Source organism: Bacillus sp. ISO11 (assembly GCF_003458115.1).
Classification (GTDB): Bacteria; Bacillota; Bacilli; order Bacillales; family Bacillaceae_G; genus Bacillus_A; species Bacillus_A cereus.
On sequence record NZ_QXCO01000047.1, the window covers coordinates 1 to 25,653 of the forward strand.

Below are 25,653 nucleotides of genomic sequence, written 5' to 3' on the forward strand. Positions count from 1 at the left end.
TTAAAATCCATAGTGATTTTATAATAAAAACAACTATAATAATTCATTAACATATAGATTGAATGAAAAATATTTCTAAACGATAACAATGCATACTATATTTAATAAAATCTATTTCTTATTTTAAATATAAATCAGATTCTGATATGATATATACATACCTAAAATATTAACAAACGATAGTTATGGAGGTGTCCTTTTATGACACAAGATTTATTGTTCATTACAAAACCTACTGTAACGACCAAAGAGGCAGCTGACTTATTAGGAGTAACGGTACAAACAATTTTAAAAAAAGAAAAAGATGGATTAATAGAATGTGTATATAAAGATAACTGGAAGCAATTCGGTAGTAAGATTTTCTATTTAGAGGATATTGAACGTTTACAAAATGAAAATAAGGTTAAAGGCCTTAGCACAAAAGAAGTAGCTGAAATTCTTAATGTTGCACCATCTACTATCTTTACATACATCAAATCTGGAAAATTACCCGCCACAATGGTAGAAAAAAGAGGAAAACAAGTATATCTTATCGATGAGGAAGAACTAGAGATTTTTATGCTTGATTATGAAAAAACCAAAACAAAAGAGCGAAAAACATTCATTACGAAAATTCAAAATGAAGATATATACTTATATCAATTATTAACACATCAACATAACGGAAAAACAGCTAGGGTAATAGAGATCAATGGAGCAGACGGTAAGATTCTTACAGAAGACGAGGATATTTTCCCTCTATCCACTTATAAACAACATGATTACACCTTTAAACCATTCATTAAAAAAGCGGTAATTACAAAACGAGGGTATTTATCTTTTTCCTTTAAAAAACCTCAATTATTTAATTCCATTACTTATAATCTAATAAACTTATTTTATAAGGAGCTAGGTATCACAAATATGAGATTGAGTATTTCAGCAGATACTATCAAATTAGAAATTAAACCTTTCGTATTACAAGTAGATCCATTGCAGTTTCAAGAAGAGATTAAGTACTTACATTCTCATATGAAATCTGGCACGATTCTTCCACATGTAGAAGGTATTTACTTTAAAAGTAATGTAGAGCCATTAACTTTTCATGCAGATCATGAATTTAAGCAAAAAGTAGTTCAAATGGCAGCGGAAGCTGGTATGAGACAGGAAGAATTCTTATTGCAAGCTGTAAAATCTTATATAACAAATTTAAAAAAACACTAAATCTACTACTTATTAAAAGAAGCGTAGAAATAAGATCTTTCTACGCTTTTAAAATATTAGTCACTCGCAATGAATACAACAAAGGGAAAATATCATAAAATTAAAATGTACATTTCCTATTTTTGTGAATTAAAGGGATCCATACCCAAAAATGTATAATTTATTTGTATATAATTATATAAAAGCGATTAATTCTTTATAGATTACTCTAAATAGTCACTTAACTTAAACTGGCTATGAATTATAAACCTAAAAATCAAATAAGCTACCGCTATAATAGGAATAGAATTTCAGTATCCAAGAGTTCGTTATATCAGAATTTAACGAACTCTTGGATGATGGTCAGTTCATCTCCCCTTCTATTATTGTACTGTACAAAGACATGAAACTCTAAACTATTTAGACAAGAAAATCTAAACTTTTGTTTTTAGAACTTGATTGGGACAAGAAAGTCTCTAAACTAAAGCTTTTTTAGATTTACATGCTAAACCAAAAAAAATTTCATTTTGCGGATTAAAAGTACTATACGTATAAACGTTTTAAAACTTGTTTCATTTCTGAATTAATATTAATAATTGAACTAATCTCTTTTGCTGATTGTTCAAGACATTTTAATTTATACTTAAAAAACTACACCCTATATAGGGTGTAGTTTTTTATCGAGGTTATTACTTCTTATTTAATTTCTTTAATATATTTTCTGGAATCTCTTCTTTTTTAATAACTGAAATATCATGCATTCTTGTATCACTTCCCCTTTTCGCAGCTTTAATATATGTGCCAATAGGGAATTTGTTATCTGACCCAAAACCTAAGTCTATTTTATTTAAACTCTCATCATATCCAATTAAATCATATGAATAATGAATTACATCTTTAGGGGCCTTAGTGTCTCTTTTAGCTTCTTCTTTCACTACACCATATACATCTATCGCACTTGCAAACGGACTATAACGATTCCATTGCTCGCAGCCAGCCAATCCAATACTAAATAGCATAGATAACATTATTATAAAAAATCTATTTCTCATTCTTATTCAATCCCACTGTAATTTATAGTTCTATAAAAATAGCGTACAGACGTACATATATGGATTGTTCTCCTAAGATTGCTTCTTAGTTTGTATATCCCTTACAGGCATCAATCCACTTTAAATATTTTGAGTATCGTTCTAGTTCTTCTATTGTTAATTCAATAGCACTATTTCCACTTCCACAAGCAGGAAAAACAGTTATAAATCTTTGTAGTGATACATCCAAATACACTTCTACATCTTTATTTACAGCAAACGGGCAAACACCACCTATTGCATGTCCAATTAACTCTTCCACTTTGTTTGCATCGACCATCTTAGCTTTAACACCAAACTGTTCCTTGTATTTACGATTATCAATTTTAGCATCACCTGCAGTTACTATTACTAAAACACGATCTTCTATTTGAAAAGATAAAGTCTTTGCGATTCTTTGAGGTTCACATTGTAACGCTTTTGCTGCTAATTCAACTGTTGCACTAGATTCCGTTACCTCTATAATTCTATCTTCCATACCATATTGTTTAAAATAGGAAATAACTTTTTCTAATGACATTTTACGGACCTTCCTTTCCCTTTTGGGGTATCATGTTAATGTGAGCTTTATAAATATATTAAGATTTATTTATATATCCTCTAAATAAATGTTTTACATATCTGTTTGGATATAAATCATTAATCATTGCATACGGACTATTTTCATATTTATGTTTCAATACGCCACGTAAACGATACTTTGCAATTAATGCGTTATTCCAATTCTGTTTGATTTCTTCTTCGTTCCAATTTAAAATGTTTGTTACTAAATATCTTGTTACTCTTTAGCCATTTCATTATTTTCATCTAATTTCCAAGTGTTTGGCGGGAATCTATTTCTTTTTCCATCTAATATCTCCTGATAAATTTCCTCTATAGTAATTGCTTTAATCTGCATTTCACAAGTTGCATTCCTTTCCTGGAGTTTGAATGAAGAAAATTCTGACTTTATGATGTGAGTTAATATACTATTACTTTGCTCTTCTAGTGAAAAATTTCAATAAAGCTTTACATGAAAATACAGGTTGGTATCTATAAAATGATTCATATTGCCACTGATCATTATTGGAAAGTTTAAGATCTTTACATTTGGTTTGATTATCATTGAAATCGTTCTTTTTATTCATATATTCTTCTCCATGTAATGCAAGTATTATAATTGAAAGTTAAATTTTAATACTTGCTGAATATGTCTAACACTAGCATGTGATTTTAGTATTAATTATTATTTTTAAGGGGAAATTTCATTTATAATTAGCTTATTGGCCCTGAATTTCGAAGATAGAATCAATTTCCACTGTGATATTCATGGGTAGCTGATTCACTCCAATTGCCGTTCGGGCATGTTGACCTTCCACTCCAAAGATATCATGTAATAATTTTGAAGCAGCATTAATAACAATATGTTGTTGATTGAATTCAATTTCACAATTCACAAAGGCTTGTAGTTTCACTACATTTACAATACGGTCTAAATCACCAATATACTCTTTGACTGCTGCCAGTGTATTAATAATACAAATTCTTGCTGCTTCTTGTGCTTCTTCTAAGGTTCTTTCTCCACCGACTTTTCCTGTATAAGCAGGTGTAGCATCTATAAATGGAGCTTGTCCTGAAACAAAAAGGGAATTCCCTAATTGTTTGACAGGTACGTATAATGCTTTAGCAGGCGAAGTATTAGTTAATATAATACCTAGTTCTTCCATTCTTTGTTCTATTTTCATGTTCTAGCCTCCTTTTTATTAAATTTGAATCTCACCAATGGCATATACAACTGCTGTTCCCGCAATCTTTACTCTGTCTCCCTCATGTTTACAATATAATGTTCCGCCTCGGTCAGACAGCTGCCTTGCTACCATTTCATCTTTACCAAGACGTTGTGCCCAAAATGGGATGAAACTACAATGCGCTGAACCGCAAACTGGATCTTCATTTACATTTAGTTTTGGAAAAAAAACTCTGGAAACAAAATCATATTTAGCACTTCTGGCAGTAACTGATACGGCTAATCCTTCTGTTAGCTCCTTCATTTTCGCAAAATCAGGAGTTAGATTTTGAACATCCTCTTCATTTTCTAATATGAAGATCAAATCTCTACCTAAGTAGCTTTCAATAGGGTTTATTCCAATGGCTTTAACCATCTCATCTGTTAATGTAATCTTTTCAGGCATTCTGCTTGGGAAATCCATCTCATAAAGATTACCGTTCTTGGATACAACAAGTTTTCCGCTCTTTGTTAGAAATATAATTTCCTCAATACCTTTTTCATAATAATTTGCAATAACGTATGCTGCTGCTAAAGTTGCATGGCCACATAGATCAATTTCTCCTCCAGGAGTAAACCATCTTAGTTGATAGCACTCCCCTTCTTTTACAGTATAAGCTGTTTCAGACAGATTATTTTCTATCGCAATTTTTTGCATCATCTCATCTGAAATCCAATCTTCCATGATACAAATTGCTGCAGGGTTTCCTTCAAATATGTTTTCTGCAAATGCGTCTACTACATAATATTTCATTACATATACCTCCATAGTGTCCCATTGTGTATTAAGATCAAATGATTATGATGTTTTTATCTCAACATCGGAACACCTTTAGGTGCCTCAGTATGTTCCGAAAGTACGTTCCTTATTTCTTGAGATAAAGGAATTGATTTTTGTGATTGAAAATTAAAATGAACTAAAATAACTTTTCCTCTTGCAATCCAATTTTGATTTTCATCTTGTATAACATGTTCAACTTGAAAACTTGCATTACCAATTTTGCTAATCCATGTAGAAACAACTAATTTTTGACCATAAACCCCCTCACGAATAAAGTCACATTGAGTTGAAGCAACAATTAAATTCCAAGATTCTATTTTTAGACTCGGGTTAAAAATTTTAAAGAGGTCATTTCTTGCTTCTTCAAAATACGTAAAATAATTTGAGTTGTTTACATGTCCTAAAGAATCACATTCACTAAAACGTACAATAGTATCGTGTTTAAACATAATATCTCCCCTTTTAAGCGTGATAATATTGCAATCTCTGACTACCTAAAAAATTATTTGATCAAAATTAAATATTTGCATGAATCTTAAAAATCACGTATATTGCCTCTATACTATAAGTCTCGTTTAATTCACATTACTTAATGGGTTATAAATATAAATCGCTTTTGTGCGAGATAATTAAATTATCATCACATATGGGTATCATTTTAAGTAAAGACGTTTAACCTAATACTTATTAATAGAGCTATTACCTCCTTTCGCATTTTAAATTTTATTTTAAAAATCCCTTGAACTACTTGTATGTTATATCGAAACCCTATATAACACGCAACCGCCTTCTATAACACTGAAAGGAGATTTAATATGCATTTTGAAATTCAACGCAATAGTGAAATTTCACTTTCCAGCCAAATATATCTATCTATTGTGGATCATATACGTTCTGGTTTTCTACAAGAAGGAACACAATTACCTTCTATACGCACACTTACAAAACAATTGAAGGTGAGTCTAGTAACAGTAGCAAAAGCATATAAGAAACTCGAGGAAGATGGCTTCGTTACTTCTATTCAAGGGAAAGGGTCTTTTGTTAATCCCGAAAGAAAAGAAGTTGTTAATCGACAACCAAAAGTTTCACCTTATAATTGGCAGCTCTCAATTCAGGATTACTTACCTAGATCTCAATTTTCTCGTTTTCATCAAGTTCCAGAAATGATTCAATTATCATCTTCAATGATTGATCCCAGGTTATTTCCTAACCGCTTTTTAGAACAAGAAGTTCAAAAAATATTTGTTCATAATCCAAGGATCTTATCCCAGTATGCAGAAGTTCAAGGAGATCTTGAACTAAGACATGCAATGGCTGCATATTTAAAAAGAACTGATATTACTACGGATCCAGATAATATATTAGTTACAAATGGCTCTCAGCAAGGAATCGGTCTAATTGCTCGAACATTTATCGGGCCTGATGATGTGGTTATTATGGAGGCTCCTACTTATCCAGGAGCAATCGATGTTTTTCGTGGGAGAGGTGCTACAGTCCTTACCGTTCCAATTGATAAAGATGGCATGAGGATAGATATTCTGCAGAGTTTATGCGATAAATATAAACCAAAGGTTATATATACAGTCCCTACTTTTCATAATCCAACAGGTGTTATCACAACTGCCAAAAGGCGTAGACAGATTCTTGATATAGCCCAAAGTAGCAATAGCATAATTATAGAAGATGATCCATGGAATGAAATTTACTATAATAAAAAACCACCGATTCCTATAAAAAGCTTAGATGATTCCGGGCATGTTATTTATTTAAAAGGTTTAAGTAAAACATTTGCACCTGGTTGCAGAATTGGGGTTTTAGTTGCTTCTGGTTCCATATTTAATCGATTGTTAGCAGCAAAAGCAAACGCAGATTTGGGTAGTCCTTTACTCACTCAGAAGATGATTTTACCGTTTATTAAATCAGAGAAATCAATGGAGCATATAAAAAAGTTACGAACTGCTTTGAAATTACGAAGAGATCTAGTTTTAGATTTATTATCAAAGTATGCTCCTTCTGAAGTTTCATGGTACACTCCTGAAGGAGGATTAAATCTTTGGATTAGTCTTCCTGAGTGGGTAGATACAAATTCTATTCTTTTAGAAGCACAAAAGAAAAAAGTGACATTTTTGCCTGGTTCAGCTTGTTATCCTGTAGAATTAGAAACTCATCATATGAGATTAAGTTTTTCTTATATGAGTGAACAAGAATTAAAAGAGGGTGTTAAAGTTTTATGTCATATATTCCATTCGGTTATTTCATCGAAGACAACTCATGACAATTCACCATTCTTTTAATTACAGTATGGTGCCAAATGATTAGTAGTTCAAAAAATCTATTCAATCTTATAAATATAACAATAGGACTGCCTCATTTAAAAACATATAACCTTATCAAAAAACAACTTGTAGCTAGACTACAAGTTATTTTTTGATAGTAATAAGATTAAGGGTTAGATGTTAAATAATTTAAACTGAAAAATCAAGATTTTATACATATGTTGGTTGGTATAACTAATAGAAAAGTTTAGCGATAATTAAATAGACAGTGTTGTATTAAGACAAAATCCATTTAGATACTTGTATGTTACATTGGAACCATATATAACACTCCCCCCCCATTTATAACACTGAAAGGAAATTCAAAATGTATATAATGATGCTACTCATAAGACCCATACATTACGGATAATTACATCTATAAATTCAGATTTTTAAATTCCGAACTCTCTCTTTTTATTTACTTTTCCTCCGTATATTACAGAATTTTTATGATATTAAAATCCAGGTTTTATAATCAAATATTGACTGTTATATATACATACCTATTATCATATTCCTTGTAACTGGAGGATTGTTCATTAATCTGTATATAGCACTTTCATCAGACCGAACTGTTCGGTCTGAAATAATTATAGGATGTGTATAAAATATGAAATTTCAAGTTGTTTTATTTGATGGGTTTGATTTAATGGATGCACTTGCTCCTTATGATGTCTTTCACGTTGCAGCAGCTCTTTCTCCAGAAGAAGTAATAGTGGAGTTAGTAACTGTCGAAGGGAAAAGATTAGTTAAAAGTGGAGTAAATGGCGTAAGAATCGAAGCCACAGGCATACTCGATCCAACCGCTGAAGGTGTAATTTTAATTCCAGGTAGTGCTGGCGAATCCTACGATGATGGACCAAATTCAGTTGTAAATAGGTTAAAAAAGCTTCTGAGACAGAGTTGAAAACTATACTACACCAAGCAGCACACAACCCTAATATTACTTTATATACAGTATGCGTAGGTGCTAACCTTTTAGGCATGATTGGACTACTAAATGGTCGATATGCTAGTACACATTTTATGGGGATGGGTGCTTTACCTAAAATGGGAGCTACACCAGTGCATGCTCGTATCGTAGATGATGGAGATTTAGTATCTAATAGTAGTTAGCCACACGGAACAATCTGAATTTATTCTGAAATCTCGATACAATGTAGCAGCTGCAGCTTGTAGCATCACTTTGCCCACCGTCAGCAGTAAAGAACATTTCGTATCAATCACCCAAAACAACATGTTGGATGTTTTTATCCATATCAAACATGCTGTAGATAACACCTTGAGGCATTACTCGTTTACCATACCAATCTCGTTCCAATAGATACGGATTCTTAGGGAAAACCTCATGTATTTCCTGCTTACGTTGTTCTGATAATATCGGATTATCATTAGGAGTCCAATGAGTCCAACGTGTGTTTTGAACGTCGAATACTTCCGATATAACAGGATGGTTAGGAGCAGGAGAGTTTAGTCTGCTAAATGATAACGGTCCTGAGCAGCGAATGTACGACGGAAGCACTCTTGGATCATACCCATGTTTAATAAGTTGATTTCACAAAAGACTACACTACCGAGTGACATACCCGTTATAGCGCCGACACTGTTACTTTTGCCGCCGTCTTTATAAAAAAGTCTCTTTATGCCTCGCGGCGTGTGTATCTCTAAATGAGATCCGAGCTCGTTATGTTTTATAACCGCTAAATCTCCGAATATATGAGCTAATCTACTTCCGTCTCCATCAATAAAAAGTCGTTGCGCCTGTTCTTGATTGTACGCAACGACTAAATGGTTTTCATCTCTTGAATTAGTTAAATAACGAGCATATCTGAAGTGCCCGGCAGTTGTCTTACCGGAACGTGGCGTTATGTGCCTTCATTAACTTCTAGCGTGTAATTGAAAGGGGCTCTAATTACTTGTAATTGTTTATCACTGATGTTGATTTTAGGCATAGCACCACCTCCTTTTATACTAATTCGACTTTATAACCTTTTATCGAATTGTAATATCTCTTGCTAACTTGTTCAAATCTCCATTATGAAGTGTAAGACTCATTTCTTCTCCTCCTTATCTTTCCTTAACAACAAACAAGACGCCACCCAGATCACGGCAGCGCCTACGATAATTGCTATACACATGTTTGTTCTATCTACATGGTAAAATAAAACACCCATAATTGACACATCATAAGATTAGTAACCATATTTTCTGTTCGTTAATTATTATGTTTATAGGCCTAGATTGTGCACATCTATATTCAGTGAGCGCATACCCTATTACATGAATACTACTTTAGGAGTGATTATATTATGAATCCTTTAACGATGAGGATTGTTGTAGCCCCAGCTTCATCTTGGCAACATTTACCTCAATACCCTTCATATGGTCAATATGGTATGCAACCTGGGCACATTCCCTTTACTCCTACAATTCCGCCTTCTCCCGTAATATACCAGTATCATTATCATTTCCCGACATTGTATTTCCAAGAGTTTCACGGTACATTTAACATCTAATCTAAATAGAAAAATATCCGTTATCTAATTTGTTGAATTCATGTTATACCTAAAACAGTATTTAAATACGTTTAATGTGTAATTTCTATATAACAAAGAAAAAAGCACCCGTTATGGATGCTTTTTTAGATAGCTTTGTATAAGTCGATAATGGACTTTGAATATTTTGATACCCAATGCTTATTAGAATCTTTTGTACTGCTTAAGAAGAACTCTTTCCCATTATCAAACTTTACTTTTAATTGATGTTCATTATATTCATACAGTTTCTTAGTTAGAGACTTAGATAATACTTTTCGGTAGATAACATCGTCATTGACGACATACATATTTCTTATGTATTAATAATTTAGACCCGTATATTCGCAAGTTTGCCAGTCCGTTATTTTGGACATTCTCACCATAGATATTTTGTAGCATCCCGACCTATCCATTACCATATGATTTCTCACTTAGGTTTTGTTCAGCCGACTTCACCTAGCTTCATACAATTTGCGACTACTATCACGCTTTGCATGTAGGAGTATCAGATAAGTAGTTTCAGCTCAACTTGACGGCTTTCATTCCTACTTTCAGTCAATCAGTTATTGTTATCAAATTGATAACCCTCCTATTTCGTGTTTACACACTTATAAGGAAACGTGTCGCGCAAAGGATTATTTTGTTCAAATTTTTGATAGATGTTAATATTTTCTATAAAGGGGGTCTACTAATGAAAAATTCCTGGAAGAAAGTTTCTTTAATTGCTTTCATAGTAATTGTCCTTTTAATAATTTTATATTTTGGCGGTATATCACTTTTTTGGAACCAGCCCTGAATAAAACTCAATATTCCGTCAATACTGTAGACACATGGTTATCTTTCTCCTTGTTCCCCCTTGGAGTACCGAGCAGTTAGCCTTTGCTAGCTGCTCTTTGTTTTTCTTCCTGTCTCTTTAAAAACACTTTCGCTTTCGTAATTGCCTCTGCCCTTGTTTGACCTTCAGCTATACCTTTTAATCCAGTGTCGTCCTTAATGCACAACATCTTCTTCTTGCCATTATCCATAACAACTTCAACATGCGAATAATAAGCACTGTGTAATGTATCGTCTTCAAGAAGAAAACTCATAAATTCCGCACCGACTTTTCCTGTAAACTCTTTAACCTTCCTCATATCCATTCCTCCTTGAATAAATTCCTAAACCTTGTCCATACTATAAATGCACTTGAGTTCTGAACTTCCTTCTTAATGCTTTTCTGGAGAGCAGTTAGCTTTTGCTAGCTGCTCTTTATTTGTACAAGGTACTCAATTAACTGACGCACATATAATATCCTGAGTTCCTTTCTTTATAAAATAGTCGTTATAAAATGAGGCTCGTCACGAGAGCGCTTTACTAAGTGCTCTTTTTATATTCCAACTTAATACAAAATGAAATTTTTGTTTAGTTTTCTTTCATGCATAATATTTTGATATTTGTTTATAATATAGTTGTAACTTTTTGTTACAACATATATCTGTATCTAGTTGTACTTCTAAAATTGTACGACAAAGCAGTTAGCTACTTCAGCTAGCTGCTTTGTTGTGCCAAATAGCGTTTTTGTTTAAAATAATGCCCCATCAATTTGGATATATTTACCGGTTTTTTTACCAAAAAATTCATGATATTGTTAATTAGTTGAGTACGTCATTACTTGACAATTACCCTTAGAAGCCCCGTGAATAAACGGGGTTTCTTTTTTTAACATTCGAGTTTCAATATATATCTGTAAAAATAATCAGTTAAATGTTAAAATTCCATCGAATATTTCCGTGTCGTACGCATCTTTTTGTCCTGTATATTGGAGTAGTTCTACATCTTCAAACTTCCTTCCCCAATACAAATTTGTTTTTTGATCTTTAATATGAACTACACCAGCATCAAAATTTATATTTAATACGTCACACATGATTTGTTTTCGTTTATCCCACGCTTGTATGTTGAAATCCATTTGAAACATTGCTTTTGGGAATACAATTGCTATTATAATCGCAATTTATTTTCTACAAACTGATTGGGTTGCAACCCAAATTGCGGCTTTATTCCGCACTCCTTAACAAATTGTTAAGGAACTTTTTTATTTGTCCTTTAGTTGCAAAAAAATAAAGTTTTCATTCTGGGGGTATCTTAAATGGAAATTTTGTTTTTTTAGCACCGAAGTTTACTTTTATCGTTTTGGAGACGTTTATTTTTCTTAAGTTGATGGGTATGGGTCCCGCCATCATTTTAACGAAAATATACACTAAGTAAATTTCGACATAAAAAAGCCGATTATTCCCACGTTAAGGAACTATCGACTTTAATTTATTTAAATTATAAGTTTCTGTACATTCATGAGTAAGTAGATGGTTCCCAATTATTAAGATTGATAGTAAGGCAATAAATACAGAAGTAAGATCCTTGCCACTAAACCAACTCAAAAATCCCATATCTTCATCACGGTTGTTCCCTGCTTATTCATAATTAAACTTTTTATTAATAATCCAATAATTCGTTACGAAGAGTGTGAATAAAATCAAAAAAACAGTTAGTAGCATATTGCTTATTGCGCTTGAATTTACTAATCCCGTAACTAGCGTTTCCATTGCATGTTTACTCATACTGGCTGGATTAATCTGATTCATTATTGGACTCAAACCGACGATTAATCTACAACCTAAAAGGAAAACAATTGAAATTAACGCAATAATACCTTGACTGTAAAAAATAGCACTTATCATTGTTGTGAAAGATACGATAAAAAGAACCCAAATTAGATAAAATATTAATCCAGTAATCATGTGTAAAAATGGAACAGCAGTAAAAAAATAATTTACATATAGATAAGAGGTAAAGTATCCAATTGTTACACTAAAAGCTACCATTAAATAATTAGATACTATTTTCCCACCTATATATGAAGTAACAGTAACGGGCCTTGTTAAAATAAAGGCCAACATACCGTTTGCTTTATCTGTTTGAATGACACCCATCATAGAAATTACCAGAATCATAATTCCAAGCTGATCAAACTGAGATCCCAAAGTACTCGCTAGTACTTCGCCTCCTTTTTGTGCTGCCATACTCGAATCAATGGTAATACCCTGACCGCCACCTAATGCTTCTAGAATTGATGGCAAGTAATGAGTTACTACTGGCTGTGTTGCCCCTAAAAATATAAAAACAACTGGTAGCCAAATCACCTTAAAATCACGTGACATTTGAACACATTCTTTTTTTATCAATACCATTAAGTTATTCATTTTTGCACCACCAATTTCAAGAAAATTTCTTCTAAAGTATCGTTGCTCACTTCAAACTTAATGATGTCCACTTTATGTTCGAGTGCATTTTGTAGCAATAAATTTTTGTTTACTTCGATACTTTCAACCTTCACTTTAACTTTAAGCCCAATCACTTCTACGTCCTTCACATACGGTAATTTTTTAACAACGTCAATCCATTTTTGATCTTTAGCTGTGATTTCAATAATTAATTTATTTTCACTATTACGTTGTAAAAGCTCAGTAATCGTTGTATCTTCTATTTTTGTTCCATCTTTTATAATGACAAATCGTTCACAGATTTCTTCTGCATCGCTTAATATATGGGTTGATAATAAAATGGTTGTATCTTTTTTTATTTCTTCAATCAGATTCAATACTTCCCGTCGGCCGATTGGATCTAATGCGGATACCGGTTCATCCATGACAATTAGCGAAGGTTTATGCAATAATGCTTGTGCAATACCAAGTCGTTGTTTCATTCCACCAGAAAATGTACCAACCTTTGAGTTTTCTTCGCCCCTTAGTCCAACTTTCTCCAAAATTTTTGGAATTGACTTTGACAATTCCTCTTTTTTCAATCCCGAAAGTTGCCCCATAAACGTAAGGGTTTCTCTCGCTGTCATCCAATGAAAAAAATTAGGGTATTGCGGTAGGTAACCAATTTCTCTTTTCATTTTTGATATTTTTATCCCATTCAACAAAACTTCACCAGCATTCGGATTAATAATATCCGAAATCACTTTTATTAATGTGGATTTACCTGCTCCATTCGGCCCAATTAATCCGACGCATTCCCCCGATTGCAGTTCCATCGAGAAATTATTGACAGCAATTTTCCCTTTAAATGATTTTGTTACATTTCTAATTTCTAATTTCATAATTTCTCACTGTCCTTTCTCCCTATAACAAAGTACAGAATAGGTCCCAATACATTAACAAAAAGAATAATTAGCGTCCATACAAGTACATTTTTTCTTGTTTTCCTATGTCGGTATAAATCAATTAGTGCAATGAAAACTAATAGTGCCCCCACTGCAATAATCGGCAATACAATGGGGAGAAAAGCCATAATATCAATGTCTTTAAGGTCATTCAATCCATAATGTAGTTGCATTTTCACCATTCCTTCCTAAATTCATTATCATTATTAATAATGATAAAACAAGAGCTGATACATTGCAATCATTATTCTCATTATTTATAATAAGAATAAAAATAAACAATAAATAAGGTGATATAGTGAGTAATAAAGTTGAAGTTTTAATGCATCCCGTAAGAATGAAAATTTGCCAAGTACTTATGAGAAATAAGGAAGATGGGTTAACACCATTAGAAATGGTAAAAATCATTGAAAATGTACCACAAGCAACTCTATATAGACATCTACAAACCATGGTTGATTCTGGTATTGTCCATGTGATTAAAGAAAAAAAAGTGAAATCTGTTTCTGAAAAATATTACGCAATAAATGAAGAAGATGCAAAAATTGAAGGAAGTGAATGGAAGGGATTATCTAATAAGGAAAAGTTAAACTACATTTCCTATTACCAGTTATCACTTATGATACAATATCAAAGTTATCTTAAGAAATTAGATGAACAAAACAGCCAAGAAGATAATGCTTCTTTTTCTGTAGTGGAATTAAAGTTAGATGAGGAACACTTTATAAATTTTCAAAATGAACTTAATGAATTAATGACTAAATACTACCATGTCCAAAGTAAGGGCAACACAATAGAGGATCCAGTTCGGACCATCGCTATTACAATTATTCCAGAAGCTTAAACTAATTCGATATAAAAAATACAGGCTGATGATTCTTTAGCGTAGGAAAAATCGGCTTTTTTTATGTCTAAATTTACTTAGCGTATGTTTTTCGCTTTTTTTGGTAGGACCCCATGCCCATCAACTTAAGGAGTGTAAACACCCCCAAAACCAAAAATGAGCTGACTTCTCAAAATAACTAACTGTAGAGAAAGAGAATTTTCATTTAGGGGGTACTTTTATGCTAAAAAAAAGGCTTATAAAGTTGGTAGCTCAAAAATTAAATTAGGATACTCCGTAAGTATATGCTAGACTTGGTTTACCATTTGATTTACTGTTTTCATGTCCTTTACAAGTCGGGGGTTCTTTGTTTCACGGAAAAAAAGCAGACTCTTATAAAAGAGCCTGCCTTCCCTGGTTTGTAAAATTAAGAAGCTTTACGTACGTTTGAAGCTTGAGGTCCACGTTGACCTTGCTCCAAATCAAAAGTCACTGCTTGACCTTCTTCTAAAGTTTTGTAACCTTCGCCTTGAATCGCTGAGAAATGAACGAATACATCGTCTCCACCTTCACGTTCGATGAATCCGAAGCCTTTTTCGCCATTAAACCATTTTACATTACCTTTTTCCATTTGTATTGCCTCCTAGTGTGTAAACACACACAATGTAATACTATCCTTGCTCTCAGTGATCATAAAGGTGAAAAGTTACAAATCCTTTACACCGAACAAAAATAATTCATTTTAATAATAACATTTTTTGTAATAAATGTCAAGGTGAAGAAAAGACAGCTACTATGTTTATGCAAATGTTAGAGCTAAAGAAAAACACGTTTCATAAAATAATGACGGAATATGAGGAAATAGAGTAGGATCTCTCTTATTTGAAATCCTACTTTTTCTTTGGTTGTAAGAATCTTGATGTTTTTGTATCAGAATAGTATTGTGTATATCGAACAAAATAAAAGACAACTCCAATTAAGAGTTGTCTTTTTGTGTAATAAAATCCCCAAAATATGAAAATATACAAACGAATATAATACGCTATGGTTGATATTATAACAAAACGGATGAGTATTGAAAATAAAAAGAATGTAGTAATGATTTTTTAAGGTTTTAGTTAAAAAAGCCTCGAAAATAAACCATTTATAAATGTTTCCTTTAAATATGATTATTGTATTTCGAGGGGTTCCTTATAAATCTTAGCTATATATTTTACAAAATCAATGACGGGATAGTATATGAGTGAACGGTGCTGCGTAAAACGAACCCCTGCTTTTTCCATTTTCGAAATGAGTTGTTCAACTTCCATCTCTTTTTGTTGTATTCTATCATAATTTTGATATACAATGTTTTTTCATTGATAGGAAGAGCCGTGAAAATAACTCTCCCCTTTTACCCTGTGACTAAATATAATTTCTATTTTTTCTCTACGTTGTTTTTCCTTCATATGCGCTTCTGTTGACTGCATGTTTATCGCCTCTTCCCTTTTTTGTTGTATAACAAAATTTGGTCTAACTCACCATACATAGCCAATGTACATTGTTCTAGTTGGGATTTCTCGTTTAAGGCTATCTCATCCACTTTATTTGGTTTTCAAGTGCTTAATCTAATATATTGGATTTACATCTAAATAAGTTGTTAATGTGTATAAAACACTATCTATCTTTATTATAAAATGATTCTTTATAAGCATGCACCTTTTTACACTCACGAAGATTTATAACATGACGAGTACCTTCATCCATGAATGTTATTCTGAATTTACTGAGGTTAGTTTCTTTATTTAGGCTAACTAACATATTGTATGCCTCAGTATCTATTTTATAAAAAAAGAAAATAGATGTAACGGTCCCCCTTTTAATAAAAAAATCCTATAAAAATATAGCGCTCTTAAAAGGTTTTGTTACAAATTTATTATGTTTGACTTAAAAAAAGGAACGTAATATTTATTTGTAGAAAATTTTAAGAGTAAAAATAGAATGACTATCTGTGATAAGAAATGGGGGGACTTTTATGCTAACAAATGATTTAGATTTCCGATTAGAACCACGTTTAAAAGAACTGTATGAACAACATAAAATTAGAGCGCAGAAGATAGACTGGGGTTATCATGAGTTTTTACCATGGGATAAGGGAATGGACTTTAAAAGAGTTCCTTGGGATGAAAGTCAAGTTACTCTTCCTACTAGTGTAATTACAGCCATTGAAACAGCTTTATTAACAGAAGTGAATTTACCTTGGTTTACCACGTATTTATCTGCGACTTTTAAAGGGTCCCTCTCTGTTATTACAGACTTTATTCATACTTGGACATCAGAAGAGGATCAACATTCGAATCTATTGGAGACATATTTACTACTCACTCGAAGTGTGAATCCTAAACGAATACATGAATTAAGAAAGTCAGTCGTTGAGGCGGGATTTGAACCTGATTTTCATACACCAATCGAAGCTATGACGTATACGACGCTACAAGAACTTGCAACGATGGTGTTTTACAATAATGTTGCTAAGGTTGCAAGTAAGCATGATCCAGATCTTGCTACGTTATTACGTCGTCTTGCCAAAGATGAGACTCTTCATTATGCTTTTTATCGAGACGTCATTCGAACACATTTGGAATTAGAACCTAATTATTGCTATCATATTGCCAATGTAATTAAGAATTTTAAAATGCCAGGTGCCGTCATGCCTGATTTTGAAAATAGAATGGCTGTAATTGCAAAAGAAGCGAACTATGGACCACTACAATATTTTGATCAAGTACTTGATGTAGTGATTGAGTATTGGGGGTTAAAAGCCCTACGACCAATTGCACCTCTAGCTGAAAAAGCAAGAATTGAGATTTTGGATTACCACACAAGATTGAAAAAAATAAGGGATCGATTTGGTCGTTTTCAAGGGAAAAACTGATCTACGTTAATGAGTAGAGGTTTCAGAATATACGAGGGGAAATTCCCCTTCCCTTTATGGGAAATCTGACACACTCCCTATGTTTTTTGTGCTATTTTTATTCGATTTGATTTTTAAAGAAAAAGTAATTGACAGCAAAAATAATTTTATGATATTATAAAATATTTGATAAAAAAACACATATATGTTAAGGTTAAGAAGGTTACCATATATGGAGGTGGATTATATGTTTCAAATTGGCGATAACATTGTTTATCCAATGCACGGAGCAGGTATAATTGAAGCCATAGAAGAAAAAGAATTCTCAGGAAAAAAACAACAGTATTTTGTCATAAAAATGTCGATCAGTAATATGCAAGTCATGATTCCTACGGGTAAAATATTGAATTCGAATATACGCCCAGTTATTGATATACTTGCATTAAAGCACATTATACACATTTTTCACCATGAAGAATCCTGTAAATTACTGCCGTGGAAACAAAGGCATAAAGTGAACACGGACAAAATAAAAACGGGTGAAATACAAGAAGGTGCTGAAGTTGTACGGGATTTAATGCGTATGAAGAAAGAAAAAGCACTCAATACAAGCGAAAAAAAATTGTTGGATGATGCATATAGATTTTTGGTCAGTGAACTAGAATTAATTAAAGGAATCACTGAAAATCAAATAAAAAGTTTCTGTTAAGGTTCATTATAAATAATGCGTTATATCCTCTAAAAACATTCTAAATCTTTCGGGAATATGATGAGTATTAAAAGCAACTCATTTCAAAGACATTCAATTTCTTCAACTCACTTTTAGAGTAGGAACCTCTTTTGTTATTACTTCAATCTAATCCATTTTTATTTTTAAATTTCTTTTACGAACGTTCGAAGTTTCATTAAATAACTCGATCAAATAGTCACTTGAATTTTTGCAATCCTGATTCACACTGGCACGGACAAGGAGCCGTAAGGATGAAAGAGAGGTAGGGCTTTCATTGTTTTAGGTATATATCTAAGTCATTATTTCTAAAAGAAAAAACAATCAATCTCATCTCTATCTTTAAGAATTTTTACATTCACTGAGACAGTGAATAGTAATTGTTTATCTTCTTTTCATAAGAGAGATACGCGAGTTGGTAACATCTAAATATATGGTCAACGATACAAATTGATGGGATTTCTAGAACTAGAAACCATTTTTACAATTTATTTAACATAATAAGATTAAATGAAACAATAAGAAGGAGTGAAGATATGAAACGCATGCCAACGCAAGAATTAAGTAACGAGTTAAAGAAGCGGAAAGGGATTACTTCTATAAAGATTGAGCCTTATGAAAAAATTGAAGTTGGTGGAATTGTTGTAGATGGACCGGCTGTTATTTTAATCAATCAAGAATACCTGAAAATTGTTGAATGAAGAAAAGGATGATCCTTTACGAAAAGGGATGATCCTTTTTGTTTGCTGCAACTTTTATTTGATGTGTTGGGATTAAAAGGAAGGAGAGGGTCGGAATTATCATAATGGAAAGCTTAATATTGGTAGGGTTTCTTTTTACGTTATATAAATTAGTTGATAAAAAAACAAACTAATTTACATAACGTTATATTATTTCCTTTTTAAGGGTGAGATTTATTTGATAGTGAAATGGATAATTTAAAGGAGGAATTTAGATGAATGTAAGGAAAGAACGCATAAAATACGAAAAGATGTCAAAGAATTATGACCGTATTTATTCAGTTTCGTTTATCTTATTAATTATACTTGTTTGTAGTAGTGTGATTATCATAGGAGCTACAGGAGGAAAATATGGAGTGTTTTTATTGTTAGCAATTTTACTTAACGCACGTATTACGAAAGAATCTCAAAAAAGTATGAGCACTATTCTAATAAAGGCCGTATTTAAAATGATACATATCCAGAAACGAACAACCTAGATGTATATTCAAAATATCCCTTTATCATCTCCTATTAACTAGTAAAAGTAACTTTATATAAATCATTTTTTTTAGCAATGTAGAAATAGAAACCGTACCCTATTAAAATGTTATTTCCGTCCATATAATGAATTATCCTTCTAGTATATTTATAAGATTTATATCATATATTAGTAGAAAGAATGCAAGTTAGAAAGGAGTCTTATAGAATGAGTTATTTGGAGGGAAATGACTTTAGTAAACAAAATATGGTAAGTGTGCCTAATCCCTATGTATATCAGACATTACAATCAGTAATTGGTAAACATGTGGTTATTGAAACTGTAAGAGGCAATATAAGAGGTAAATTAAAGGATGTGAAACCAGATCATTTGCTCATTGAAGATACGGCGCCATATATTGTACGCATTCAACAAATTGTATGGATTATGCCAAAGCAATAATCAAATTTTAAAAAAATTAATGTCATAGTCCACCAAGTAAAAACACAGGGTTTTATCTCTGTGTTTCTTCAAATTTCTGTTTTTGAATATATGCTTGAGCATGAATAAGTTCTTCCTGAAGCACTTTTAATTCTTTTGTAGATTCGGATTCAATAGCCATGTAAGTAGTAACTAAACTAATCATCATATCCATCTTCTCTACTATATTTTGAATGACTTGTTCAGATTGCTCTTTTTGAGGGTGTTGTATTGCTATTAATACATTTTCTATATAATTGTTCTTTCTTTGCTGGATATCATAAATAAACTGTTTTGTGTTTGAGTTCATTTGTTTTCCCTCCGTTTTGGATATATCTTCATTCTATCATATTTGAATAGAAAATATTGAATGAGCCGTTCTTACTTGCAATATTCATCGGTTAAAGAGGTACAACCGAGATACGTGTAAAAATAGGCCATAGCCTTACTTTTTTTCCAACTATGACCTATTGAGCTTATAGGGGTAGCACCACACATCCATCAAGCTAAAGTTTTGAAGTACCCTCTAAATGAAATTTTTCTTTCTCTACATAACGTGACCTAATTGATACTACGAAATACAAAAACATCCTGCATGTTTGAACCATGCAGGATGTTTTCTAGTCTTTGTTTTTCATAATGTAAGAAACCAGACGAAGGATCTCTAGATATAACCATACTAATGTCATCATAAGTCCTACTGCGCTGTACCATTCCATATACTTTGGTGCTCCACTATGAGTACCATGTTCAATTGAATCAAAATCTAGTAATAAATCTAATGCAGCAACAACAATTACAATTGCACTTATGATAATACTAATTGTCCCACCTTGATGAATATATGGAACAGTCACCCCTAAGATGCTCAATAAGAAAACAATAAAATACATAATAAAAATTCCAAGTGTTGCAACCGTTACAACCGCACGAAACTTTTTAGTTACTTTTACTATTCGAGTTGCGTATAACACTAACATGGAAAATAAAATCGAAATTGTTAGTAATACGGCAGTTAAAGCGATAGAATCACCAAAGCGCATTGTATAATATGCTGAAATACTTCCTAATAAAACCCCTTGTAATATTGCGTAAATCGGTGCGCAAATTGGGGATATGCGCGGAACGAATATAACCACAAAAGCGACAATTAGAGTAACTATTATAATTCCAATTAACACGGGTATTTTCATTGTCTCTTGTGTCATCTGTACGTAGGAATAGACAGATGCTGCAAGAAGTAAGATAAGCAAAATGAATGTTTTTCCTATCGTTCCACCTATTGTCATCATAGAAGCGCTTGTCTTCTCTTCATGGAATTTGTCTTTTTTTAACATTGGATTAGATGTTCTCATGCTTTCCTCCCAAAATATCTTTTACTTATAAAGTGATTTTTTATATCTCTAATTTCTTATTGATAATGCGACCTGTAATCGCTAAGAGTACAATTATTAACAAGCAAGTAAAACATAGACCCAAAATAGTGAAATCTTCAATAGGGTAAAATGATGTATCAAAAAAATCATTCTTATCCATGAACCCAGAACTTTTAATAGTAACTGCATATTTCTCTAATTTACTTAACACATTCATTACTATTGTTTGTATTGTTGAAAAGATAGCAACGAAAATGATGAATAAAATTATTTTACTCATCCATGACTTCACTGGAAACAGCCTTATAATGGCTATGATAAAATAACAAGAAATAAGGATACTCATGAAATCGATTCCCCATAAAAGAAAAGCAAATATGTGTTGGAAGATTCCGTAACTATACAACTTGTGATATTCTTGTCGAAATTCTCCGGTTACTTCCCCACCATAAAGACTCGGATTATAACCAATTACTTTTCCATCATAAAGACTTTGTGAAAAATAATATGAAAAAATTAAGCCTATACCTAATAAAATAATAAACATTAATGTAAAAAATAATAAATTCGTATATATATATTTTCGGGTTGGGATGGCTGTATAACGAATCATAGAATTTTTTAATATTTTATTGAAAGAAGGCAGCGCTATTAGAAGAAGTAAAAATGCAGCTATACCAATTATTATTAGGTATATGAGTAATACTAAATCCTTTATAAACGGAGGTAGTACCCTTGAGAGTCCTATCGTACTAAATAAAAGAAGTAAAGAAATAATAATAAAACCAGAATAAAAGACTGCTATTTTTTTTCTATTGCACTTATATAAATAGAGAAAAAGTGGGTTCATTGCTCAAACACCTCCCTAAACAACTCATGTACTGCTTTCCCGTGATGAAAACGAATTTCCTCTACGTTTTCATGTAATATAATAGTTCCGTCTTTTAAAAAGATTACTTCATCAAATATATTTTCGATTTCTTCTATTAAATGAGTTGAAATGAGAATGGTACAATCTTCTCGGTAAAATTTAAGAATTAAATCTAGTACATGTTTTCTAGAAACAAGATCAATTCCACCCAATGGCTCATCTAATATATATAACTTTGCTTTCCTGGAGAAAGTTAAGATAAGTTGTAATTTTTCCACTCCACCTTTTGATAAAGCAACTATATGCTCTTCTAATGGCATTTTAAACTCAACTATTAAGTCCATTGCCTGATGAAAATCAAAGTCACTATAAAAATCCCGATAGAAAACTACAGCATCTTTTATCGTCATCCACTCGTCAAAAACAGGACTATCAGGCATAAATGAAACAGTTTTCTTTGTTTCTATTCCTACCTTCTGACCTTCAATTGTGATAGTTCCTTTAGAAGGATAACGCAAACCAGCAATCATTTTTAATAATGTCGTTTTTCCGCTACCATTATCACCAACAAGACCAATAATTTTCCCTTCAGAAATTGTTGCACTTAAATCTTGAAGCACTGTTTTTAAGTTATATCTTTTCCACAGATTTTCAATTTTTAATAACTCTGTCATTAGTTTTCCTTCCTTTTCTTTTCTTTTCTAATGAAGAATGGAGGATTGGAAGAATTTCTTCTTTCGTAAATCCTAAATTGTCCATTCCATTTATAAAATTATCAAGCAACTCTGTTGCCATTTCTTTGCGTAGTTCAGTAATCTTTTCTCCTTCACTCGTTACAAATCTCCCTGTTCCTCTTCGTGTCACAGCAATACCTTCTTGTTCTAGCTCTTGAAATGTGCGTTGAATCGTATTGGGATTCACTTGTAATTCACTGGCTAGTTCACGTACAGCTGGGATTTTATCACCCGGTGCTAAACGACCTGTTACAATTTCCTTTTTTATGTATTCCATTACCTGAATATAAATCGGGATATTAGGAGAAAAATTAATTTCCATTTCTTCCCTCCTCAGTATTAGTGTACTAGATGAATAATACACTAATACTGATTGTGTGTAAATGGTAATTTTTCCAAACTATATATAATAAATAAAGGATGATATCTGAAAGAAATACGGCCAAAAACCAGTTCTTAAACTCATTACTAAAAACAAAATCCCATAACAAACATTAAATGTCGTTTATGGAAATTTGTTAACGTACGGTAAAACCCAGGTTTTTAACTTAGAAATTCCTTAGCATACGAAGTTCGCGTTTAGTTGGCGCGACCTCATTATTAACTCGTCTATTAATTTAAATGTAGCTCTGTTAATCTCGAAATACACTTTCAACTTACCAACTATGAATTTTATTTTCATCTGCCTCACTCTCTTTTTTGATTTGATAAATCATTTTAGTTAATCGGACACATAAATATAATTCTTAAGCTGTTCGACTGTTTTTTATGTAAAAGTAGCAATTGTTCATAACAACCAAAATAACAGTGTTTTGAATGTATCCTTTTTGGATATTTATTCGAAATATGAAGAAATGTTATAAACACAGTGATTGAAAGAAAGTAAACTTTTGGGTAAAAGTTTACTTTCTTTTTATTGTATTATTATTGGCTAAGTAGTTTAGAGTTTCTTGTCCTATGTTCAAAAAGTTTAGACTTTCATGTCCCGTTATTGAGACATGAAAATGGATACTTTTTAGACACGAAAGTAGATACTTCTTAAATATCTTTCGTTACTAATATAAATTCCAAATGAATTTTCACTTCACATTTAATAAGGTTTTGCTGAAATGCAAAAAAAAGAGAGCAAAACTCTCTTTTCATTTAATCAATATTATTTTTAAAAATTTAAATAATAAAAAATAGCCAGTTAAAAGAGCGTGTTGTTATATATTTAGCTAAACACACTCTTACCAATATTTAAACCCTATATTAATTTCTTATTCCATTCATTTAACTTATTCATCCTTTTTTTTATTCGGTTATAAGCTTCAAATTCATAACCTTTTTCATTTAATCTTTTTATAATCTGTGAGCTGCTACCATCCTGCACTTGCATTCATACCAGATCCCATAAAATTAATAAATAATGGCCATAATAACGGCCATAACGTAAGAAGTATATTTAGAATTATAAGTATACTATATACCCCAGGGAAATTATGATTTTTACTATTTACCAATACTAAAATCGATAATAATATTATGGGTATTAAATATAAAAATATCATTATAAACCAATACCATGTCATTAAAGTAAGACTCAATGGTCCTAATATCTCGTGTACAACTCCGAATGATATTCCTAATGCTCCAAAACTAAAGGTTGTAATTATTGTTTTTAGAAGCACTTTAGCCAATTTTGAATCGTACGTTTTTCTACTATATAGACCTATCACAATATACAACGATAGATATGCCATTAATACACCTATCCAAATCAATAGCCAGTCTGCATCTAACATAAAGATGTCAAACAGCGCCCAACACACCCCTACTATTGAAAAAACAAGGGAAATAATTATATATTTTAAAACTGGTTTCATGTTCATTTCACGTCCTTTAAAAACTCAAGAATACATTATTAGCTTGTATTCTTCTTTTTCTATCGCTTTACTATAGTCTGTTGTATATTCAATAACAGTAATCCCTTTACTTCTAAGTAGATTTTTTTCCACGGTTTCGCATCAGTTGACAGTTTGAAAATTAATATTAATTTATTTTAATTAAATATATATTAACATTACATTAAGTATAAGTAAATAAAATTAATTTAAATTTAATATACTCCACTCATTTAATGGAGATTATTTATATGAACAATATTAATGTTGTTCAAAAAATTATGGCATTTCGAAAAGGTGCAGGATTAACTAGTAAACATTTAGCTGAAATAGCTGATACAACGCCTTCCATGTTAAGTAAGATTGAGCAATGGATCACGAATCCACCCTTACAAACACTAAAGTTAATTTCTGTAGCATTAAATATTCTTTTATTAAATTTTTTCTTGGAAGATACCAATACAGAAGAATTAGTTGTAAGAGCTAACCAAAGATAAAAATAACTTTCCCTGAAAGCGGTAATGTTTCGTATGAGTTATTATCTCCTAATTTAGATGGATCACTGGAATTGGCTTTAATCAATCAGCTACCTCAAACCGCTTCATCTATGGAGCCTGTGGCACATAAAGGTGAAGAAATAGCATTTATTATAAAAGGGCACGTAAAACTATATCTAAATGATGAGGTTTTACTTGAGATCCAGGTGATAGCGGTAAAATACATCACCATTTGCTAGTATTCTTCCATTACTTCTTTTTGAATTATACTCCCTCCTGTTCTCCATACAA

Annotated in this window: 28 protein-coding genes and 6 pseudogenes; 13 read left to right on the forward strand and 21 right to left on the reverse strand. The window is 31.9% G+C overall.

Annotated elements, in window-relative coordinates:
* Positions 1-201 precede the first annotated feature (201 nt).
* Entirely contained in the window at positions 202-1,203 is a 1,002-nt protein-coding gene (locus tag D1166_RS28430; RefSeq protein WP_000189828.1) for a helix-turn-helix domain-containing protein, read from the forward strand.
* Between the two features lie 668 nt (positions 1,204-1,871).
* On the opposite strand, the gene D1166_RS28435 is transcribed toward D1166_RS28430, so the two are convergent.
* From D1166_RS28435 to D1166_RS28460, 6 genes and pseudogenes are all read right to left on the reverse strand, one after another.
* A complete protein-coding gene (locus D1166_RS28435) occupies positions 1,872-2,201 on the reverse strand; it encodes a YxeA family protein (protein ID WP_255261036.1) in 330 nt (109 codons plus the stop codon).
* 118 nt (positions 2,202-2,319) lie between these two features.
* On the reverse strand, positions 2,320-2,793 hold the full coding sequence (locus D1166_RS28440) for a YbaK/EbsC family protein (protein WP_065845743.1): 474 nt from the start codon (positions 2,791-2,793) through the stop codon (positions 2,320-2,322).
* Between the two features lie 79 nt (positions 2,794-2,872).
* A pseudogene (locus D1166_RS28445) lies at positions 2,873-3,171 on the reverse strand (DUF4046 domain-containing protein); the annotation flags it as partial.
* 361 nt (positions 3,172-3,532) lie between these two features.
* Positions 3,533-3,997 carry a RidA family protein gene (locus D1166_RS28450; protein ID WP_097856579.1) on the reverse strand — a complete coding sequence of 155 codons (465 nt, stop codon included), beginning with the start codon at positions 3,995-3,997 and terminating at the stop codon, positions 3,533-3,535.
* An 18-nt stretch (positions 3,998-4,015) separates the two neighbouring features.
* Positions 4,016-4,792, reverse strand: a complete 777-nt coding sequence (locus D1166_RS28455) for a PhzF family phenazine biosynthesis protein (protein ID WP_000878690.1) — start codon at positions 4,790-4,792, stop codon at positions 4,016-4,018.
* Between the two features lie 56 nt (positions 4,793-4,848).
* Positions 4,849-5,268, reverse strand: a complete 420-nt coding sequence (locus tag D1166_RS28460) for an acyl-CoA thioesterase (protein WP_097862012.1) — start codon at positions 5,266-5,268, stop codon at positions 4,849-4,851.
* A gap of 366 nt (positions 5,269-5,634) precedes the next feature.
* Here D1166_RS28460 and pdxR point away from each other — a divergent pair, with 366 nt between their 5' ends.
* From pdxR to D1166_RS32000, 3 genes are all read left to right on the forward strand, one after another.
* The gene (gene pdxR, locus D1166_RS28465; protein ID WP_097856577.1) at positions 5,635-7,113 is read left to right on the forward strand and encodes a MocR-like pyridoxine biosynthesis transcription factor PdxR; all 1,479 of its coding nucleotides are present in this window, start codon (positions 5,635-5,637) and stop codon (positions 7,111-7,113) included.
* 634 nt (positions 7,114-7,747) lie between these two features.
* The gene (locus tag D1166_RS31995) at positions 7,748-8,044 is read left to right on the forward strand and encodes a type 1 glutamine amidotransferase family protein (RefSeq protein WP_002000240.1); all 297 of its coding nucleotides are present in this window, start codon (positions 7,748-7,750) and stop codon (positions 8,042-8,044) included.
* Positions 8,041-8,253 carry a type 1 glutamine amidotransferase family protein gene (locus tag D1166_RS32000; RefSeq protein WP_227414894.1) on the forward strand — a complete coding sequence of 71 codons (213 nt, stop codon included), beginning with the start codon at positions 8,041-8,043 and terminating at the stop codon, positions 8,251-8,253. Before D1166_RS31995 ends, D1166_RS32000 begins: the two co-directional genes overlap by 4 nt.
* Here D1166_RS32000 and D1166_RS32445 read toward each other — a convergent pair.
* Positions 8,243-9,089 (reverse strand): annotated as a pseudogene (locus tag D1166_RS32445) (PBSX family phage terminase large subunit); the annotation flags it as partial. The gene D1166_RS32000 and the pseudogene D1166_RS32445 overlap by 11 nt on opposite strands.
* Positions 9,090-9,446: 357 nt before the next feature.
* Here D1166_RS32445 and D1166_RS28480 point away from each other — a divergent pair.
* On the forward strand, positions 9,447-9,653 hold the full coding sequence (locus D1166_RS28480) for a hypothetical protein (RefSeq protein WP_001068972.1): 207 nt from the start codon (positions 9,447-9,449) through the stop codon (positions 9,651-9,653).
* Positions 9,654-9,778: 125 nt separating this feature from the next.
* Here the strand turns inward: D1166_RS28480 and D1166_RS31640 are convergent, their stop codons facing one another.
* The 6 genes from D1166_RS31640 to D1166_RS28515 all read right to left on the reverse strand — a co-directional run bounded on the left by D1166_RS31640 (position 9,779) and on the right by D1166_RS28515 (position 14,051).
* On the reverse strand, positions 9,779-9,982 hold the full coding sequence (locus tag D1166_RS31640; RefSeq protein ID WP_080009072.1) for a hypothetical protein: 204 nt from the start codon (positions 9,980-9,982) through the stop codon (positions 9,779-9,781).
* 564 nt (positions 9,983-10,546) lie between these two features.
* Complete coding sequence (locus tag D1166_RS28495) at positions 10,547-10,813, reverse strand: hypothetical protein (protein WP_047387371.1); 267 nt, start codon at positions 10,811-10,813, stop codon at positions 10,547-10,549.
* Positions 10,814-11,409: 596 nt separating this feature from the next.
* A complete protein-coding gene (locus D1166_RS28500; protein WP_237657543.1) occupies positions 11,410-11,622 on the reverse strand; it encodes a YopX family protein in 213 nt (70 codons plus the stop codon).
* A gap of 502 nt (positions 11,623-12,124) precedes the next feature.
* Complete coding sequence (locus D1166_RS28505) at positions 12,125-12,913, reverse strand: ABC transporter permease (RefSeq protein WP_001061468.1); 789 nt, start codon at positions 12,911-12,913, stop codon at positions 12,125-12,127.
* Positions 12,910-13,815, reverse strand: a complete 906-nt coding sequence (locus tag D1166_RS28510; protein ID WP_087948238.1) for an ABC transporter ATP-binding protein — start codon at positions 13,813-13,815, stop codon at positions 12,910-12,912. The genes D1166_RS28505 and D1166_RS28510 overlap by 4 nt, the downstream gene beginning before the upstream one ends.
* On the reverse strand, positions 13,812-14,051 hold the full coding sequence (locus D1166_RS28515; RefSeq protein ID WP_001175966.1) for a PLD nuclease N-terminal domain-containing protein: 240 nt from the start codon (positions 14,049-14,051) through the stop codon (positions 13,812-13,814). Before D1166_RS28515 ends, D1166_RS28510 begins: the two co-directional genes overlap by 4 nt.
* Positions 14,052-14,176: 125 nt before the next feature.
* Between D1166_RS28515 and D1166_RS28520 the strand changes: the two genes are divergently transcribed.
* Positions 14,177-14,722 (forward strand): transcriptional regulator, encoded by a 546-nt coding sequence (locus D1166_RS28520; RefSeq protein WP_097842681.1) that lies wholly within the window; start codon positions 14,177-14,179, stop codon positions 14,720-14,722.
* Positions 14,723-15,128: 406 nt separating this feature from the next.
* Here the strand turns inward: D1166_RS28520 and D1166_RS28525 are convergent, their stop codons facing one another.
* A complete protein-coding gene (locus D1166_RS28525; RefSeq protein WP_000410775.1) occupies positions 15,129-15,332 on the reverse strand; it encodes a cold-shock protein in 204 nt (67 codons plus the stop codon).
* A gap of 149 nt (positions 15,333-15,481) precedes the next feature.
* Here D1166_RS28525 and D1166_RS32005 point away from each other — a divergent pair.
* Positions 15,482-15,571: pseudogene (locus D1166_RS32005) on the forward strand (integrase); the annotation flags it as partial.
* 299 nt (positions 15,572-15,870) lie between these two features.
* On the opposite strand, the pseudogene D1166_RS28530 reads toward D1166_RS32005, so the two are convergent.
* A pseudogene (locus D1166_RS28530) lies at positions 15,871-16,170 on the reverse strand (hypothetical protein).
* Positions 16,171-16,715: 545 nt separating this feature from the next.
* Here D1166_RS28530 and D1166_RS28535 point away from each other — a divergent pair.
* The 5 genes and pseudogenes from D1166_RS28535 (at position 16,716) to D1166_RS28555 (ending at position 19,983) form a co-directional block, all read left to right on the forward strand.
* Entirely contained in the window at positions 16,716-17,615 is a 900-nt protein-coding gene (locus tag D1166_RS28535; RefSeq protein ID WP_097842682.1) for an acyl-ACP desaturase, read from the forward strand.
* A gap of 226 nt (positions 17,616-17,841) precedes the next feature.
* Complete coding sequence (locus tag D1166_RS28540; protein WP_000486305.1) at positions 17,842-18,303, forward strand: CarD family transcriptional regulator; 462 nt, start codon at positions 17,842-17,844, stop codon at positions 18,301-18,303.
* Positions 18,304-18,857: 554 nt separating this feature from the next.
* Positions 18,858-19,022, forward strand: coding sequence for a BC1881 family protein (locus tag D1166_RS28545; RefSeq protein WP_000827566.1), 165 nt, complete (start codon positions 18,858-18,860; stop codon positions 19,020-19,022).
* Positions 19,023-19,276: 254 nt separating this feature from the next.
* Positions 19,277-19,509: pseudogene (locus tag D1166_RS28550) on the forward strand (hypothetical protein).
* Positions 19,510-19,749: 240 nt separating this feature from the next.
* Positions 19,750-19,983, forward strand: coding sequence for a YuzF family protein (locus D1166_RS28555; protein WP_000120817.1), 234 nt, complete (start codon positions 19,750-19,752; stop codon positions 19,981-19,983).
* 52 nt (positions 19,984-20,035) lie between these two features.
* On the opposite strand, the gene D1166_RS28560 is transcribed toward D1166_RS28555, so the two are convergent.
* From D1166_RS28560 to D1166_RS28585, 6 genes are all read right to left on the reverse strand, one after another.
* Positions 20,036-20,311: a hypothetical protein gene (locus D1166_RS28560; protein ID WP_097842683.1), complete on the reverse strand. Its 276-nt coding sequence runs from the start codon at positions 20,309-20,311 to the stop codon at positions 20,036-20,038.
* A gap of 310 nt (positions 20,312-20,621) precedes the next feature.
* The gene (locus D1166_RS28565; protein WP_065845905.1) at positions 20,622-21,356 is read right to left on the reverse strand and encodes a Bax inhibitor-1/YccA family protein; all 735 of its coding nucleotides are present in this window, start codon (positions 21,354-21,356) and stop codon (positions 20,622-20,624) included.
* A gap of 40 nt (positions 21,357-21,396) precedes the next feature.
* Complete coding sequence (locus D1166_RS28570; RefSeq protein ID WP_097856574.1) at positions 21,397-22,227, reverse strand: ABC transporter permease; 831 nt, start codon at positions 22,225-22,227, stop codon at positions 21,397-21,399.
* Positions 22,224-22,922 (reverse strand): ABC transporter ATP-binding protein, encoded by a 699-nt coding sequence (locus tag D1166_RS28575; RefSeq protein ID WP_118043511.1) that lies wholly within the window; start codon positions 22,920-22,922, stop codon positions 22,224-22,226. The genes D1166_RS28570 and D1166_RS28575 overlap by 4 nt, the downstream gene beginning before the upstream one ends.
* Entirely contained in the window at positions 22,900-23,304 is a 405-nt protein-coding gene (locus D1166_RS28580) for a GntR family transcriptional regulator (protein WP_097842686.1), read from the reverse strand. The genes D1166_RS28575 and D1166_RS28580 overlap by 23 nt, the downstream gene beginning before the upstream one ends.
* A 1,036-nt stretch (positions 23,305-24,340) precedes the next feature.
* On the reverse strand, positions 24,341-24,847 hold the full coding sequence (locus D1166_RS28585; protein WP_061663971.1) for a DUF3902 family protein: 507 nt from the start codon (positions 24,845-24,847) through the stop codon (positions 24,341-24,343).
* A gap of 269 nt (positions 24,848-25,116) precedes the next feature.
* On the opposite strand from D1166_RS28585, the pseudogene D1166_RS32010 reads away from it, so the two are divergent.
* Positions 25,117-25,585, forward strand: a pseudogene (locus tag D1166_RS32010) (helix-turn-helix domain-containing protein); the annotation flags it as partial.
* Positions 25,586-25,653 lie beyond the last annotated feature (68 nt).